This is a genomic window from Xenorhabdus bovienii, assembly GCF_024721015.1.
Classification (GTDB): Bacteria; Pseudomonadota; Gammaproteobacteria; order Enterobacterales; family Enterobacteriaceae; genus Xenorhabdus; species Xenorhabdus bovienii.
In genome coordinates, this window is the sequence record NZ_JANAIF010000010.1 from 15,912 (window position 1) to 32,804 (window position 16,893).

Annotated in this window: 11 protein-coding genes; 2 read left to right on the forward strand and 9 right to left on the reverse strand. The window is 45.4% G+C overall.

The annotated features are described in order from the left end of the window. Nucleotides 1-32 precede the first annotated feature (32 nt). From NXS07_RS04645 to yfcD, 3 genes are all read right to left on the reverse strand, one after another. The gene (locus tag NXS07_RS04645; RefSeq protein WP_258086254.1) at nucleotides 33-6,866 is read right to left on the reverse strand and encodes a type I polyketide synthase; all 6,834 of its coding nucleotides are present in this window, start codon (nucleotides 6,864-6,866) and stop codon (nucleotides 33-35) included. Nucleotides 6,867-7,270: 404 nt separating this feature from the next. After that, nucleotides 7,271-7,795 (reverse strand): DUF6347 domain-containing protein, encoded by a 525-nt coding sequence (locus tag NXS07_RS04650; protein WP_258086255.1) that lies wholly within the window; start codon nucleotides 7,793-7,795, stop codon nucleotides 7,271-7,273. An 838-nt stretch (nucleotides 7,796-8,633) separates the two neighbouring features. Further along, nucleotides 8,634-9,164, reverse strand: coding sequence for an NUDIX hydrolase YfcD (gene yfcD / locus NXS07_RS04655; protein WP_038218790.1), 531 nt, complete (start codon nucleotides 9,162-9,164; stop codon nucleotides 8,634-8,636). A 208-nt stretch (nucleotides 9,165-9,372) separates the two neighbouring features. On the opposite strand from yfcD, the gene NXS07_RS04660 reads away from it, so the two are divergent. Together NXS07_RS04660 and NXS07_RS04665 are read left to right on the forward strand one after the other, a co-directional pair. Next, nucleotides 9,373-9,993, forward strand: a complete 621-nt coding sequence (locus tag NXS07_RS04660) for a glutathione binding-like protein (RefSeq protein WP_038218789.1) — start codon at nucleotides 9,373-9,375, stop codon at nucleotides 9,991-9,993. Nucleotides 9,994-10,142: 149 nt separating this feature from the next. Then, nucleotides 10,143-11,057 (forward strand): TIGR01777 family oxidoreductase, encoded by a 915-nt coding sequence (locus tag NXS07_RS04665; RefSeq protein ID WP_038192268.1) that lies wholly within the window; start codon nucleotides 10,143-10,145, stop codon nucleotides 11,055-11,057. Here NXS07_RS04665 and NXS07_RS04670 read toward each other — a convergent pair. From NXS07_RS04670 to accD, 6 genes are all read right to left on the reverse strand, one after another. After that, a complete protein-coding gene (locus NXS07_RS04670; protein ID WP_238125662.1) occupies nucleotides 11,054-11,638 on the reverse strand; it encodes a UbiX family flavin prenyltransferase in 585 nt (194 codons plus the stop codon). The genes NXS07_RS04665 and NXS07_RS04670 overlap by 4 nt on opposite strands. 48 nt (nucleotides 11,639-11,686) lie before the next feature. Next, nucleotides 11,687-13,204, reverse strand: coding sequence for an amidophosphoribosyltransferase (gene purF, locus NXS07_RS04675; protein WP_258086256.1), 1,518 nt, complete (start codon nucleotides 13,202-13,204; stop codon nucleotides 11,687-11,689). 14 nt (nucleotides 13,205-13,218) lie between these two features. After that, nucleotides 13,219-13,725 carry a colicin V production protein gene (gene cvpA / locus NXS07_RS04680; RefSeq protein WP_038207526.1) on the reverse strand — a complete coding sequence of 169 codons (507 nt, stop codon included), beginning with the start codon at nucleotides 13,723-13,725 and terminating at the stop codon, nucleotides 13,219-13,221. A gap of 193 nt (nucleotides 13,726-13,918) precedes the next feature. Then, nucleotides 13,919-14,620, reverse strand: a complete 702-nt coding sequence (dedD, locus tag NXS07_RS04685; protein ID WP_258086257.1) for a cell division protein DedD — start codon at nucleotides 14,618-14,620, stop codon at nucleotides 13,919-13,921. Beyond that, a complete protein-coding gene (gene folC, locus NXS07_RS04690; protein WP_258086258.1) occupies nucleotides 14,610-15,908 on the reverse strand; it encodes a bifunctional tetrahydrofolate synthase/dihydrofolate synthase in 1,299 nt (432 codons plus the stop codon). Before folC ends, dedD begins: the two co-directional genes overlap by 11 nt. Then, a complete protein-coding gene (accD, locus tag NXS07_RS04695) occupies nucleotides 15,901-16,848 on the reverse strand; it encodes an acetyl-CoA carboxylase, carboxyltransferase subunit beta (RefSeq protein WP_258086259.1) in 948 nt (315 codons plus the stop codon). Before accD ends, folC begins: the two co-directional genes overlap by 8 nt. Between the last annotated feature and the right edge of the window lie 45 nt (nucleotides 16,849-16,893).

Here is a 16,893-nt window from a genome sequence, read left to right on the forward strand (position 1 = left end):
TTCGATAGTTGACTGAGGAAAGATAATTTCCTCTATTCAACAAACACGGTAAATTTTGCATTATGAAACCGACTATAAATATAGCCTTGTTCATCATAAAAAATAATATCTGTTATTATTTCTGTTGATATTTGGTTCTTGATTTCAATTGACGCGTAGAATTCTTGACCAAATTTCAACTCAGCATATTGTTCTATTTTTTCAATTGCATTGGGTAAACACATTTCATTTCGTTGCAGCAACCACATTGCAGGCAATTGAAAAGCAATATCGTTAATGAACAAATTAAATAAACGGGTCGAGAACTGCCCCTGCATTTCAAGCTGTACCGGCATAACACAGCACTTCAATGTAATATGATCATCATCAACATGGACGACTTTCTGGACACCATGGAATGATTCCCCATGGAACAGCATGCCCTCTCCCCCGACACCGCCATAGAATGGCAACGTCTGCGGAACCTCAGCGTTCAGATCGATACCGACTGCTTCATGCTTCGCTTCACGGCTTTGCAGGCTCAGGATCAAGGTCGCCTGATAATGTTTCATTCGTTTACTGGTAATGACAACATTCAGTGCCAACCGCCCATCACCCGATTCATCAAATGTACTCGGAACCCATGCCACACAGTAAGATTCAGCCAGCGCGTTATCAAAGACAATACCTTTCAGAACTTTGAAATGAGTGATGGTTTCCAGTTGATAGCCGGGGAAACGATCTTCACAGATCCGCGCCATCCAGGCAATCGCCGCCGTCATGGGCAATACGGATTTACCCTCGATAACATGGTGATACAAGAACGGGTTCTTATCGAGACTCAATTGACGGTCAACCTGCTCTCCGATACCCAACACCTTAACTGTCTTCTCAGCCTTGTAGTTTGCCCCGCCAATCGTGATCTGGAGTGAACCGGGATCCCGGAACTCACGCACAAAACGTTGAGTGCCTTCTTCGAGCGGAATAATCGCCATGTTCTGTGCGTCATATGCCCGTTTGAGAACATCACTGACCATACCGCCATCCCACGGTCCCCAATTCACTGAACGGATTATCTGACTGTTTTTACCCTTGAAAGGCAGGTAGATAAATTTATTCAGTGTTTCGTTCGCCAACGAGTAGTCGGTCTGCCCGGCATTGCCAAAGAAACCGGAAACCGATGAGAACAACATAATATGGCGCAGGGATGTAAAGTCTAATTCGCGGCACAGATTTTCCAGCCCTTTGACCTTGGCATTAAAGACCGAATGTAAATCTGCCAGTGTTTTTTTTTCAATTCGCTTATCCGCCAGATTGCCGGCACCATGAATCAGACCCGTTATCTGCCCAAGTTGCTGCTGTGCTTTGGTCAGTGCGATTTTCACTTGCTTTGGATCAGTGATATCGCAGTGCAGGTACATGACCCGTCCCCCAGCCTGTCTGATTGCCTGCAATGTGCCATTGATTTCATCAATATGCGTCAAGCGGCTCAACATCCCATTAATCTTAACGGGTGTAAGCTGAACACCCTGCGCTTTCAGGTAAGCCATGGCCGCAGTTTTGCGCTCATCCTGCGTAATTTTGCCTTCTGCCCATTTCGGCAATGGCTCGGTCATATCCGTACGCCCAAGCAGAATGAAAGTGGCCTGACTCTGTTTCGCCAATTCAATAACGCATTGTGCAGTAATGCCGCGAGCACCTCCCGTTACAACCAGCACATCACTCGCGTTGACCTGATTGACAGATGTCGCTGACAATACATTTTCTTCTGTCAGTGCCAATGTCATACGCTCGCCATTCACGCCCCGTCCCACTTCCCCCATATCAGTCCGGCTATCTTGAAGCTCTTCTACCACCATCTTCGCCGCATCGCTGTCTTTGACTCTGGCATCAATATCGACTGTTCGGCAGAAGACATTTTTCCATTCAATATTCAGAGACTTAGTCAGCCCTGTGAGCCCAGCCGAAACGATAGACAGGTGTTCCCGTCCAGAGGTGAGTAACTCACCATCACCGCGCATGATAACCATGAAATAACCGGTCTTCTGTTCATCATGGTTAAGGCTTCCTTGCAGACGTTTTGCCAGCAGGAACGTGGTTTCAACTGAACGGTAATCCTGTTCATTAAACACATCAGCTAACGCCTTAACGCTCTGTTTAGGTGTCTGCAAGTAAATAACGCCCTCAATCGTGCCATGTTGCTGCTCAATGTCTGCCAAAGCCATGTCCAGCGCTGCTTCGTCCCTCATTACAGCTTGGTTTTTCTCCAGCATCAGAACAGCAACCTGCTGTCCCTGTTGCCTGAGTGCGTTCACTACGTCATCCACGGTGGTTGTCCCCTCATCAACGACCAGCCAGCGTTTAGGGGATGAAAACACCCCCTGTAGACGATCTGGCATAGGCAGGGGTTGTTTCACCACGGCAAAACGCGAAACGGGTGAGCCGGCAAAAGACTCTTCTTCATTTAAGACAATTTCATTCTTTAGTGCAGGCTGAACCACAGAAGGTACAATCAGTTGCGGTTCAGCTAATGGCTTTTTTACGCTGTCAACCTCAGGTGAAGTTACTGTTGATGTGAAAAATCCGAGAGACTGTAATTTGCCTGTTGCTCCCCCGCTATCAGGGACAACGTTGCTTTTGGTGTTTGCGTGTTCACGGGTTTCGACTGATGGCAGTGATTGCTCTGCCACGACTTCATCACCCCCGTTGCCGAGCAAGCCATTCATGACGTCGTCAAGCATTTGCTTAAAGAACACGCCCATCTTGCTGATATTACTCAAGGAATCGACTTCGAAGTTTTCCAGATCTTTATTTCTTGAAGCTTCATTGTAAAGACCCACGTTCGCAGAGAACGCGTCAAACATCGCACCAAAGATTTCCAGCCGCTTAATGGAGTCAATGCCCAAATCAGCTTCCAGATCCATTTCTGGCGTGATCATATCCTGCGGATAACCTGTTCTGTCACTGACGATGGAGATCAATTGGTTGACAATCTTCTCTTCAGTGATTTGTGACAAGAGCTGGAACTGTTTTTCTACTTCGGGATCAAGGATTTTCGCCTTTGTCTCAATCACTACAAGTGTAGGCTGACTGACAGGTGTTTCATTCACTATTGGCTTAACAGGTTCCTCTACCACTGATGGCATGACAGGCATTTCTGGCACCATTGAACGCACTGGCTCAATTTCCTTTATCGTGTCCACAGGCTTGGATCCCTTTACAGGAGCCGTGTCAACCTTCACCGCTGGGGCAGTTGTCGGAATCGGAGTTGGAATTGGCGCTGGCGTTGATACTGGAGCAGGTTCTATTGTCGCCGAAGCGGTCACTTTGGCCAGAGCGGAATAATCCACCACAGGCGATGACGTACGGTGAGTAGGTGCTATCATCGGTGCCACTTGCCCGGACTGGAACAAGCTCTGCTGAGCCATGAAATAGTGTTCATGGTTGGAATGATATAGTTCAAGGTTCTTGTCCAGTAATTGAACACTCTGACTCAGACTGGATAACATGCTCGGCAGGTTCTGATGATCCTTACAGGTTTCCAGCAGGGTATATTGTTTATCCAACAACATCCCCAGCAGTTGAATATAGTCTTTCTGGTTAGCTTGAAATTGTTGGTGAAGCTGGCTCATGACCTGTTGAGCCTGCAACAGTCCATTTAACATGTTTACATCTACGTTTTCACTCAACTGGTTGTTCTGTTCCATCGTGCTCTCTCGTCTTTGAATGATTGTCAGCATATTTTGTTGAATAAATTGGGCAGAAATTGTTTTGTTTTCGGCGATTTTTTCGACTTTATTTTCAACTTTTTCTACCACAACTTCTTTTGTTGGATGTACTTCTTGTGTTGGTTTGACTTCTTTGCCTGAATGCTCTTCTTTGATGTTGACTTCTTTTTGGGAATGCAAAGGCATAACCGGAGCCATCGGTACAGGTGCAGATTCAGCGATAAATTGCTCGACAATCGCGCTGTCGCCATCACGTAGCGCACGTTGGCGTCGTGCCTTATTTTTCTGGGACAGGTAGAAACCCCCGCTCATTCTGAACGTCAGACGTTTGCTTTTGTCTTCCGCTATCGGTTGGGGGCGTATGTGCTGATTTATTTCTCTGAGTTTGACACCTTCCGCCAGCAATTTGGCTTGAGCACGGGCAAACTGTAACCGATCTTCCCCTTTGTCATTGGGATTAACGGAAATAACCTCGTGTTCTTTGTCTTTCAGGATATCGGCTACCAATTTGCCCAAGACCCCTTTAGGCCCTACTTCGACAAACAACCGACCACCCTGCTGGTAAATGGCTTCAATGGTTTGGCGGAATTGCACTGGCTTAATCAATTGTTCCGCTAACAATTCCCGAATCGCCTGCGGAGAATTTCCATACGGTTCCGCTGTTGCACTGGAGAACAGTCTGCATTGCGGTGACTGGAAATTGATACCCGCCAGACGTTCACGATAAGGCTGATAAGCCGGCTGGATAAATGCGGTATGGAAAGCGGCTGAAACCGGCAGAATACGGCAATGCACATCACGTTTTTTCAACTCATCATGGAGCTGGTGAATCAGGGAAGTCGCACCGCCGAATACCACCTGCTGCTGAGAGTTGTCATTGGCAATGATAATGCCGGTATAGCGTTCCAGAATCTGTGCGCGTTGTGCAGGGTTGAGCGACGCGGCCAGCATTGCGCCAGCATCAGTATCTGCCCCACGGTGATCGCTGGCAAATGCCGCAGCCCAGCCCCTGGCAAGAGAAACGCGGTGGAAATCCTTATCGGAAAGCACCCCTGCCGCCCAGAGTGCCGTGACTTCACCATAACTGTGTCCGGCAACAAAATCAGGGGCGAATCCCATCCCTTTCAAAATGTTGAAATAACCTGCACTGATAACGCCCAATGCTGGCTGGGCATTAGCCGTGTCCATCAGCCGTTGTTGCTGTACCTGACGCTCGTCATCTGAAAATGTCGGTACGGGATAAATCACCGGCGATAGTTCATGCCCTAATTCATTGATGGACACATCATCCAGTGTTTCCAGCGATTGCCGCATTTCGGGGTAATCGTTGGCAACGTCGCGCGCCATGTTGACATACTGCGACCCCTGACCGGGGAACAGAGCGACAATTTTGCCATCCAGCATTTTTCCTTGGGGCTGGTAATAGATCCCGCGCGGATGTTCCCAACCATGAGCGCTATTCTGCTGCAACTGTTTGATGGCAATCGACAACAAGGCAACTGTCTGTTCTGCGGATTGAGAGACAAACAGCACTCTGGCCTGTTGCGGCTGTAAGCTGTCAATGTCCTGCTGCTCAAGATGCTGGCGGATGGCGATATCAGGCAAGTTACCACTGAAATGGATCAGAGCTTCTTCACACTGCGCAAGCAATTCCGCCGGATTATGACCTTTAAACAACATGATCCAAGGTGACTCATTCAGCCGATAACGTCCATGCGTATGTTTTTCATACTCTTCGAGAATGACATGGAAATTGGTGCCACCGAAACCAAAGGCACTCAATGCCGCACGACGCGGTGCACTGCTGAATGAACGCAACCACGGCCTGGCTTCGCTGTTGACATAAAACGGGCTGTTTTCTGCTTTCAGCAAGTTTGTCGGCTTACCCACATTGATAGTGGGAGGCAGGACTTTATGATGCAGTGCCAACGCGACCTTCATCATAGACGCAGCGCCTGCGGCACAACGAGTATGGCCGATCTGGGACTTGATGCTGCCAATTGCCACCGATTTTGCAGGCACCTGGTATTCACCAAACACAGTGTGTAAGCTTTTTAGTTCGGTATCATCGCCTGATGCCGTACCCGTGCCGTGCGCCTCAACCAATTGAATATCATTGGGTGAGAGCCCTGCGCTGGCATAAGCCCGCCTCAACGCTTTGGCCTGTCCTTCCAGACGAGGGGCAAAAATACTCTTGGCTCTGCCGTCACTGGAAGCTTCAATGGACTTGATGACAGCATAAATTCTGTCACCATCCAGTTCTGCATCTTCGAGACGTTTCAGTACCAGCATTCCTACGCCATCGCCAAGCATCATGCCGTCAGCACTCTGATCGAAAGGACGGGATAAATTACTTTTTGACAATGCCGGCGTTTTACTGAAACACAGGAATGAAAAAATGGAGTTCTCCAAATTGACGCCACCTGTTAACACGGCATCACAACTACCAGAATGCAGTTCACCGATAGCGGCCTTGATTGCCGCAAGACTGCTGGCACAGGCAGCATCTACCATATAAGACGTGCCACCGAGATCAAAATAACTGGCAATCCGGCCACAGGCGACGTTACCCAAAAAACCTGGGAAACTGTCTTCAGTCCATTCAAGGTACATGCCATGCATCCGTTCGATGATGTCATTTGCCACTTTTTCTGACAGGCCGGATTTGACCATAATTTTACGCAAATAAGGTGACTGCTGGCGTGAAGCCAGTGAAAATGACGTGTTGCCATTTCCTGCCCCACCTAAAATCACACCGATACGATCACGGTCTACCCTGCTATTTTCCTGTCCAACCAAGCCCGCATCCAGCATGGCCTGTTTAGCAACATAGAGTGCAAATAACTGCGCCGTACTAATTGAGTCAATAATCGCGGGTGGAATTTTGAACTCCACCGGATCGAAGTCAATCGGAGGCACAAAGCCAGCACGATGACCATAAGTTTTATCTGCCACTGCCGGGTTGGGATCGTAAAAATCCTCTTTTTGCCAATATTCGTCTCCTAACATGGTAGAGATATCAGTCAGCGAGTCCTTTTTGCCAATGATATTTTCCCAGAATTTATACAAATTTGGAGCATCAGGAAAATGACTGGCCATACCAACGATCGCTATATCCCCACGAACTTTCCTATCATGCAAAAAATATGTCTCAGACATACATTCCTCGTGTATTGAATAAAACACGCCCGTAATCAGCATATATTTTTATATACTGAGTTGAGTGTTTTCACCGCCATACTCAACCAGAAAAAAATCTGTACCTACCCAATATATTCTCGATATATGATCGAGCCATATATTAGCCAAAGTAGATTACCGAAATATTCTTGTAAGAATATTACATATATTTTTCTGGGATATTTTTTTATTCTTTTTTTCCTTAGCACAGTGTTTGAACTGTTATAGCTACTTTTACACTGCCTGTTATAGCTATTTTTATACTACCATCAACTTCAATTATCTTTATCTAAAAACAATATGTTTTCTTTGATATCGATCAGTATTCGTTGCTATTTAAAACACAAAGGCCATCACAGAATAATATAATTCATTCCGACCGATTAAAATACGATTAGTGAAATAATAACGTTCGAAAATAAATTATAACAAAAATCAACAAGATAATAATTTAAAACTAATATAAAAAAGTTATGTGACAATAAACAAAATAAAAAACCACTAACAAACCATGACAAAAATCTTATTTTTGATAATAAGGAGTAAAAAGGTAGGATTAATAAAATATGAAACGCCAGCACACAGAGGGTAATCAGTCCCCATACCTGATAAAAACCTCGATAACTTCCCTTAAATTCAATTAATGCTATAACATTATTTAACAGGGTCTGATTAAGGTGTTTCGAAGAAAAGGCCTTGATGTTATCATAAATTATTTCAACAAAAACTCTAATGCAAAAAACAAATAAAAACAAGATCAAATAATCACCAATAGATGGAGTGACTCGCCATATATTTATCAGGAAAAAATAAATTCCACCAACAATAGCAGTATTAATAATAATATGCCAAATAGTATTAGCATAATTTATCATGGTTAGACCTCTTTTGAGGTTAAATACAATCATAAAGCTTTTTCCTTGTTACAATCTTAACAACGGTGATCATCTTATATGTGTCATTTACCATGTTACAAAATTGATTATGAATATCATTTGGAACATAAAATTCTGGCGTTTTTCCTTAACGCTATATTGGTATACCTTTAATTTATTTTTCTTTCAATTCTTTAAAAAAACCACCTGAAACGTATGTATTTTTTGTTTTTTTAAAAAAAACAAACAGTTAATAACAAGCCATTAATATATAAAATCGCAATTACTGGTAAACTGGCAAAAAAAAGAATATTAAACCATTATAATACAGAAGATTAGTTAATTATTGTCGATAATTTATTTTAATAGATCCGTAAGAAAAAATCATACTAATTGTATGATTTTATAAATAATTTTAATATTATATTATCATACTTATTTAATCATACTTACCTAATCATTTTCACTATGAGTGCATCAATTAGGATCATTCAGTAATGAGCATCTGAATCTCATGATTTGCAATTAATGCTTTAATCATATCTATTGATTTAATTTACTTAGAATTCTTATTTAATTAAATTCGATACTACATATAATAATTTTCATTTTCAATCACCGTAAATAGTAAAATTTTCTAATTTATAAAGGGCGTTTTTGAAACAGTAGACTAAACTATTTTATTCATTTTTATTCACATACATCTATTAATTAGTCAGCGATAATCCGAATATTAATAAGGGATATATTCCAAGGTCATCAATCATAATGTCGACTAGAGCTCATGCCGCTAACTTGTAAAAGAGACAAATAAAAAACTCCTCGTAAAGAGGAGCTTGCATATTAAGGGGTAATGAAAATCATTATGTCATCAATTTTCAGGCAGTTCCGTCTGTCTGTTACGCGCTAGCCACAAAGAAAGGGCTTTCAGAGAATCCGGCGTAAATTCATCACAACGGGCAGTAATTTCTTCTGGCGACAACCAGTAAACAGCCGAAACTTCTTCTTCCTGTAATGCAAACGGCCCATGGCTGACACAACTAAATAACCCTCCCCATGTCCGGCAGGATTTTTCTTCATAGTAGAAGATCCCATGTTCAGCAAAAGGCACACCCGCGATCCCCAGCTCCTCTTCCGCTTCCCGGCGGGCAGAATCAAGCATGTTTTCTCCCACCATGACCACGCCACCGGCCGTTGCATCCAATCTTCCAGGGTAAAAATCTTTCGTTTCTGTACGATGCTGAACCAGAATTTTGCCCATACCATCATGCACAACAATGTAAGTCGCACGATGCCTCAAGTTTTGGCTACGCATCTGCTGGCGAGTCGCCTGCGCGATTACTTCATTGCCTTCATTGACGATATCAATCCACTCAATACCTACTGATTTCTCTTGCACCATCCTAAAAACCTTAATAAACGATTTGCATGCCAGTTTCTACTGTAACGCGCCTAATTAAAAGGCCAAAACGGATAAAGATTGCCATAACTGAATAAAATAAATCCACGCACAGTGAAATGACGGATTTATGGCATTTTACAGGCAACTCAAACCAGTGGTAATGTACTGGAACTATATTTATCCATCCGTTATTATTACCAGAGGTTATATGATAGACCTGTATTATGCCCCAACGCCAAACGGCTATAAAATATCATTGTTTCTCGAAGAAGTCGGCCTGCCTTACACTGTCCATTCAATCAATATAAGCACCGGCGAACAATTCAAACCCGAATTTCTGGCCATTTCGCCTAATAATAAAATTCCGGCAATTGTTGATCACCAACCCGCTGATGGAGGAGAACCCATCTCCATCTTTGAGTCAGGCGCTATTTTGCTCTATCTGGCGAATAAAACCGGTCAACTGTTGAGCAAGGATGTGCGTGAACGCAATCAGCAATTGCAATGGCTATTCTGGCAGGTTGCCGGCTTTGGCCCTATGCTCGGCCAAAATCACCATTTCAATCATTACGCTTCTGAAGTCGTACCTTATGCCATTAATCGCTATATGGAAGAATCACGGCGTTTAGTCAATGTTCTGAATACCCAACTGGAAAAAACGCCGTATCTTGGTGGAAATGAGTACAGTATCGCCGATATCGCTACCTATCCGTGGGCTAGATGTCATGAACATCAAAAAATTAATCTGAATGATTACCCTGCGGTTGAAAAATGGCTTGAGAAAATTGAACAACGCCCTGCAACACAAGCCGCATACAACAATGGCTAATCATGCTTACTCGGCTAACGACAAAATTTTTCACCGAAAAACTTGATACTGCTAACAGATAACAGCATTTTTCGCTGTTACGCAGGCCATCCCCTGCTATAGTCAATAACCGACTATCTATTTGGTCACTTTGGTCACTGGGGGTGGCTATGCGTATCTTAATTACTGGGGGTACGGGGCTGATTGGTTATCGATTAACTTGCCAATTACTTTCGCTTTCCCATTCCATCACCATTTTGAGTCGTTCTCCACAAAAGGTATATTCTCTGTTCTCCGAACAAGTTGAATGTTGGGCAACACTGAAAAATAAAAATAACCTGAATGATTTTGATGCAGTCATCAATCTTGCGGGTGAACCCATTGCAGATAAGCGCTGGACATCAGCACAAAAAACAAAACTCTGCCAAAGCCGCTGGCAACTCACTGAGAAATTAAGTCATTTGATTAATGCCAGTGAATTTCCGCCTTCTGTATTTATTTCCGGTTCCTCTGTTGGCTATTACGGCAATCAGGGGCAAGCGGTAGTCTCTGAAAATGATCTTCCTCATGACGAATTCGCCCATCAGCTCTGTAAGCAGTGGGAAACACTGGCATTACAGGCGGAAAGTGAAAAAACCCGAGTGTGCCTGCTGCGGACAGGCATTGTGCTGGCAAGTAAAGGCGGAGCGCTGAAAAAAATGCTGCCACTGTTTCGATTGGGTTTAGGCGGTAAAATGGGTGATGGGAAGCAATATATGCCTTGGATCCACATTGATGATATGGTCAATGGTATCTATTACCTGCTGGTATCGCCTGAACTGAGCGGCCCGTTCAACATGACAGCCCCTTATCCTGTTCATAATGATCTGTTTAGTGCAGCACTGGCGAACGTGCTACATCGCCCCGCTTTCATTCGCATGCCTGCCTTTGTATTAAAAATAATCATGGGGGAGGCTGCTATGCTGGTTTTAGGTGGTCAGCAGGCTATTCCCAAACGGTTGGAAGAAGGGGGATTCGGCTTCCGCTATTTTGAATTAGAGGAAGCCTTCAAAGATTTATTAAAAGCGGAAGCTAATTCGCCTTAAACTTCAATTTGTTTCGCTCCCTGCCAACGATTGAATAAATCTTGTGGCAGTTCGATATCAAACTGATCGAGTACTCGGTTGACCGTCTGGTCAATAATGTCCTGAATGTGATCGGGACGGTGATAAAATGCCGGCACAGGCGGCATAATCACCGCCCCTATTTCAGCCGCCTGAGTCATTAATCTCAAATGCCCTAAATGCAAAGGCGTTTCCCTGACACTCAATACCAGCTTGCGCCCTTCCTTCAAAACAACATCAGCAGCACGGGTGATCAAGCCATCAGTGTAACTATGCACGATACCCGACAAGGTTTTTATCGAGCAGGGCAAGATAACCATCCCTAAGGTTTTAAATGACCCTGAAGAGATAGAAGCTGCGATATCGCGGTTGTCATGCACCACATCAGCCAGTACCTGCACATCCCGCAGCGTATAATCCGTCTCCAGTGCCAATGTCTGCCGGGCGGATTGGCTGATGACCAGATGCGTTTCAATGCCCTCAACCGACTGCAAGACCTGCAATAATCTGACGCCATAAATCGCGCCACTTGCTCCCGTCAGCCCGACAATCAATCTTTTCATGCTTCCCTCTGAGATATTGGAAATAACTTGATGATAATAAAGATGTTATTATCCCTCATTATATATTTCCAGATCCTCAATTTCGCTCTGCCCACGCAATTTCATGGCGTCATCTTTACGAAGGTTCTCCAGATAATCGAGGTAAATCTGGTCGATATCTTTCGTAACATAGATGCCATCAAATACAGAACATTCGAATTTTTCAATATCAGGGTTTTCTTCACGCACCGCATTAATAAGATCGTTGAGATCCTGATATATCAGCGCATCAGCACCGATGAGCTGGCGAATTTCATCAACTTCTCGACCGTGGGCAATCAGTTCATTAGCATTAGGCATATCTATGCCATAGACATTCGGGAAGCGAACTTCCGGTGCTGCCGAAGCAAAATAGACCTTCTTAGCGCCAGCTTCGCGAGCTAATTCCACAATTTGTTCTGATGTCGTACCGCGTACGATGGAATCATCTACCAACAAGACATTTTTACCACGGAATTCAGCACGATTGGCATTCAGTTTACGACGAACCGATTTACGGCGTTCCTGCTGGCCGGGCATGATAAAGGTGCGTCCCACATAACGGTTTTTGACAAACCCCTGACGGTAGGGTTTATCCAGAATATGGGCTATTTCCAGTGCGGTATCACAAGACGTTTCAGGAACAGGGATCACGACATCAATATGCAGATCTTCCCATTCGCGGGCAATTTTTTCGCCCAGTTTCCTGCCCATTCGTAACCGCGCGTTATATACCGATATTTTGTCAATAAAGGAGTCAGGACGGGCAAAATAGACAAATTCAAATAAACAGGGCGTTAATGCAGGATTTTCTGCACACTGGCGGGTAAATAACTGCCCTTTTTCAGTGATGTAGATCGCTTCGCCAGAAGCCACATCACGCAGGAATTCAAAACCCAATGTATCCAGTGCCACGCTTTCCGATGCGACCATATATTCATTGCGCCCATCTTCCAGCGTGCGTTTCCCCAGAACCAAAGGCCGGATACCGTTCGGATCACGGAAAGCCACCAAGCCATGTCCAATAATCAGGGCAACACAGGCATAAGCACCACGGATTTTCTTGTGCATCGCTGCAACCGCCGCAAAGATATCATCCGGCTCCAGTGGAAAATCCGGGAATTGGGTAAGTTCATCGGCAAAAATATTGAGCAGGATTTCAGAATCTGATGTGGTATTAACATGGCGGCGGGCATGTTCAAACAGCATTTTTTTCAACTTATGTGCGTTTGTCAGATTGCCGTTATGCGCTAGTGTAATACCAAAGGGAGAATTCACGTAAAAAGGCTGCGCTTCAGAGGCGCTGGAACTACCCGCTGTTGGGTAACGGACGTGTCCGATTCCGGTCGTTCCCTGTAAACGCAGCATGTGCCGTGTCTCAAACACGTCCTTGACCAAACCATTGGCCTTGCGTAAACGGAACTCATTGTTACCATCAATAGTTGCAATGCCTGCTGCATCTTGCCCACGGTGCTGAAGCACCGTTAATGCATCATAAATCGACTGGTTAACCGGTGTAAAACCGACGATACCGACAATACCGCACATGTAGTTTTTCCTCATCAGCCAAGCGGAGAGGGTAATTTCTCCGGCAGGAAACTAGACGAATTTTGCAGGTAGTCAAAAAACCACCTGATAATTTGACTGAACTGTGGGATGAGTTGTGACTGTTGCCAGTCCTCACTTTTAGGGAGCGGTGTGAAAGAATCTGCAATAAATAGAATGGCAGAAACAATCAATACTCCACGCAGTGCCCCAAAACAGATCCCCAGCACCCGATCAGTACCTGACAGGCCTGTTCGCTGAACAAGTGAACCAATCACATAGTTTACGACCGCGCCAACAATCAGTGTTGCAATGAATAAGATAGCAATCGCTACCCCATTACGCACCAGTTCATCTTCCAAGCGGGTGAAATAAACCGCTAGATAAGTATAGAAGTGACTTGCAACAAAGAAAGCACATCCCCAAGTGACCAGTGAGAGCGCTTCGCGAACAAAACCACGTATCAGGCTAACCAGTGCCGAGAAACCAATGATGGCAATAATTGTATAATCAATCCAGACCATATTTTAATCCAAAACAGGCTCCCGACATTCAGGTCGGGCGCATTCTAACAGAAAACGAAAACGTTTGCGTAGCAGATTTCTCACTCTACTGAAAATAATTCGCAGCAGGTTCAAAAACGACAATCGCCGCAAGGGCCTAACCTGTAACTATCACGACGGGAAGCAGAACACTTCCCGTAAGACACCAATAAGGTCAGGGACTGTAGTTTTTGATTTGCCCTTGCAAACCCGTCAATTCTTTCAATTCAGGCAAATTGGATTCAAGGGCTTGCCTTGATGCATTCGGCCCGACATAAATCCGCGTCAATGCTCCCTGTACTGGAGAAGAAGGAATGATATAGACCTGATGACCCGAAAGACGCAGCTTCGCCACAATCTCATCCACTTTACCCGCATTCTTCAATGCACCAAGCTGAACAACATATGCCACTCCCTGCGGCGCCTTCACTGGCGTGGATTTGCTTTCAGACTTAGCTTCAGGATTAGTTTCAGGTTTGGTTTCAGCCCTCGTTTCCCGCTTAACTTCCACCTTTGGCTGAGGATTGGGTTCAGATTTAACCGTCGCTTTGGGCGCTGGTGTGATCTCCACAGGCGGTGGTGCCATTGGCGCAGGCTCTGACAATAACGAACTGGACAGCATATCTGGCTGTAGCTCTTGTGCTTGCTTTGCCATCGCTTCCGCCGCCCCTTCCGGTGGTGTCGATGGCATATCCTGCGTCAGGGGTGCGATCAAATCGATATCTTCTTCATCACCAGGCTTTAGTGCCAGCGGAATGGAAACAAATTGGCTTTCATTATGTTTCTTATCGCCGTCAAATAGCACCGGTAACACAATTATACCCAGTGCCACAAGAACGATGGTTCCAACTAAACGATTTTGAAATTTACTTGCCACCTTCCTTCACCTCCGCCAGTGCCTCCATAACATGAGCAACAGTATGGAAAGAGCCGCAGACCACGATGATATCCTGCGCTGAGGCTTCTGCCATGGCCTGATGCCATGCCTGCTCAACGTCCACAAATGTTCGGGCATCGCCAAGATGTTCGGCCAGCATGGTTGCTTCTGCCCCACGGAATTCATGCAATGACGCGCAGTACCATTCGTCAATCTGCTGGGCAAGACAAGCAAGCGTACCCACTATATCCTTGTCTTCCAGCATACCAACGACACCGCGGATCTTACTGTTTGGTTCGCGGGGCAATTCTGCCAGCTTCTGTACTAGATAACCTGCTGCATGGGGATTATGCGCCACATCCAAAATCACCAGCGGGTTTTCCCTGACGATTTGGAAACGCCCCGGTAACTGGGCCTTGCTTAACCCTTCACGGATCGTTCGTTCATTAATGGCCTGACTGACGTTATCATCCTGCTGCAACAAACAGTAAATCACTCCCATCGCTGTTGCAGCGTTCGCCAGAGGCAGATTGGGGACGGGTAATTCACTGAACTGTTGATCTCCTGTGCGCCAGTACCAACTGTCCGCATCCTGTGAGAAATCCCAGTCAACACCGCGACGAAATAATTTCGACCCCAGCTCATCAGCCACTTCAGCGATGGTATGTGGCATATCCGGCTCCCCCACCACGGCAAAACGCCCCTGACGGAAAATACCTGCTTTTTCACGGCCAATATGTTCGCGATCCGCACCCAGCCAATCGATATGATCGAGTGCAATGCTGGTGATTGCCGCAACATCTGAATCCACAATATTGGTCGCATCCAGACGCCCGCCCAGCCCCACTTCGAGAATCACGACATCCAGATCAGCTTCTTTAAAAAGCTGTAACGCAGCCAAAGTGCCGTATTCAAAATAGGTTAATGTGATATCACCACGTTGGGCTTCAATGTCCGCAAATACACGGCAGAAATCCTGTTCCGTCGGCTCTTTACCCTGTATACGTACCCGTTCGGTATAACGCACCAGATGCGGGGAGCTATACACTCCGACCTTCAGGCCAGCGGCCAGTAGAATGGATTCAAGGGTATGACAAGTCGTCCCCTTACCATTCGTGCCGGACACGGTGATGACTTTCGGCGCCGGATGCAGCAAATCTAACTGATCGGCGAGTGCTCCCACACGTTCAAGCCCCATATCAATGGCTTTTGCGTGCAGGTTTCCAAGATAGGAAAGCCACGTCATCAGTGACGACGTGGCTTGAGGAATTTGCAATATATCAGACATCTTCTTTATTAGGATTGATGTTTATATCAGTTTCAACATCAGCGGGTTCAACAACCATCTCCGCTACCGTTTCTACTTTTGCGCCGGGATGAGGCTGACGAGTCAACATCGAAAGCAAATTGGCTATTTTCTCACGCATTTCTGGACGGCGTACAATCATGTCAATTGCGCCTTTTTCCAGCAGGAACTCACTGCGTTGGAAGCCTGCCGGCAATTTTTCACGCACGGTCTGTTCAATGACACGAGGGCCAGCAAACCCAATCAATGCTTTAGGCTCAGCAATGTTGATGTCACCCAGCATTCCCAGACTTGCAGTCACTCCACCCATAGTCGGGTTGGTCAGGACACAGATATAAGGTAGGCCACGATCTTGCATTTTCGCCAGCGCGGCACTGGTTTTTGCCATCTGCATCAAAGACATCAGCGCTTCCTGCATCCGTGCGCCACCACTGGAAGTAAAACAGACGAATGGACAGTTGTCTTCCAGTGACTGTTCGACAGCGCGGACAAAGCGCGCACCGACTACAGAGCCCATGGAGCCACCCATAAAGGTAAATTCAAATGCTCCTGCCACAATTGGCATTTTGTACAATGAGCCTTTCATCACGATCAGCGCATCTTTTTCCTGCGTCTGCTTCTGAGCTGCTACCAAACGATCTTTGTATTTTTTAGTGTCGCGGAATTTCAGCAGATCTTTAGGTTCCAGTTCACTGCCTAATTCGATACCGGTTCCTTCATCCAGAAATGTGTGCAATCGCTCACGGGCTGAAATTCGCATGTGGTGATCACACTTCGGGCACACTTCAAGGTTACGCTCTAATTCAGCACGATAAAGTACCTGACCACAACTATCGCATTTTGTCCAAACTCCCTCAGGTATACTTGCCTTACGAGTTTGCATGATTTTGCTTTTATTTAGAATCTTTTCAATCCAGCTCATTAATGAACCTTTCCGTCTGATTCTGGCCTATGCCAGCTTTTGTTT

Excerpts from the sequence above, each read along its gene's own strand:
- NXS07_RS04645 (WP_258086254.1), bottom strand. The coding sequence starts at position 6,866 with ATGTCTGAGACATATTTTTTGCATGATAGGAAAGTTCGTGGGGATATA.
- NXS07_RS04650 (WP_258086255.1), bottom strand. The coding sequence starts at position 7,795 with ATGATTGTATTTAACCTCAAAAGAGGTCTAACCATGATAAATTATGCT.
- yfcD (WP_038218790.1), bottom strand. The coding sequence starts at position 9,164 with ATGGTGCAAGAGAAATCAGTAGGTATTGAGTGGATTGATATCGTCAAT.
- NXS07_RS04660 (WP_038218789.1), top strand. The coding sequence starts at position 9,373 with ATGATAGACCTGTATTATGCCCCAACGCCAAACGGCTATAAAATATCA.
- NXS07_RS04665 (WP_038192268.1), top strand. The coding sequence starts at position 10,143 with ATGCGTATCTTAATTACTGGGGGTACGGGGCTGATTGGTTATCGATTA.
- NXS07_RS04670 (WP_238125662.1), bottom strand. The coding sequence starts at position 11,638 with ATGAAAAGATTGATTGTCGGGCTGACGGGAGCAAGTGGCGCGATTTAT.
- purF (WP_258086256.1), bottom strand. The coding sequence starts at position 13,204 with ATGTGCGGTATTGTCGGTATCGTCGGTTTTACACCGGTTAACCAGTCG.
- cvpA (WP_038207526.1), bottom strand. The coding sequence starts at position 13,725 with ATGGTCTGGATTGATTATACAATTATTGCCATCATTGGTTTCTCGGCA.
- folC (WP_258086258.1), bottom strand. The coding sequence starts at position 15,908 with ATGTCTGATATATTGCAAATTCCTCAAGCCACGTCGTCACTGATGACG.
- accD (WP_258086259.1), bottom strand. The coding sequence starts at position 16,848 with ATGAGCTGGATTGAAAAGATTCTAAATAAAAGCAAAATCATGCAAACT.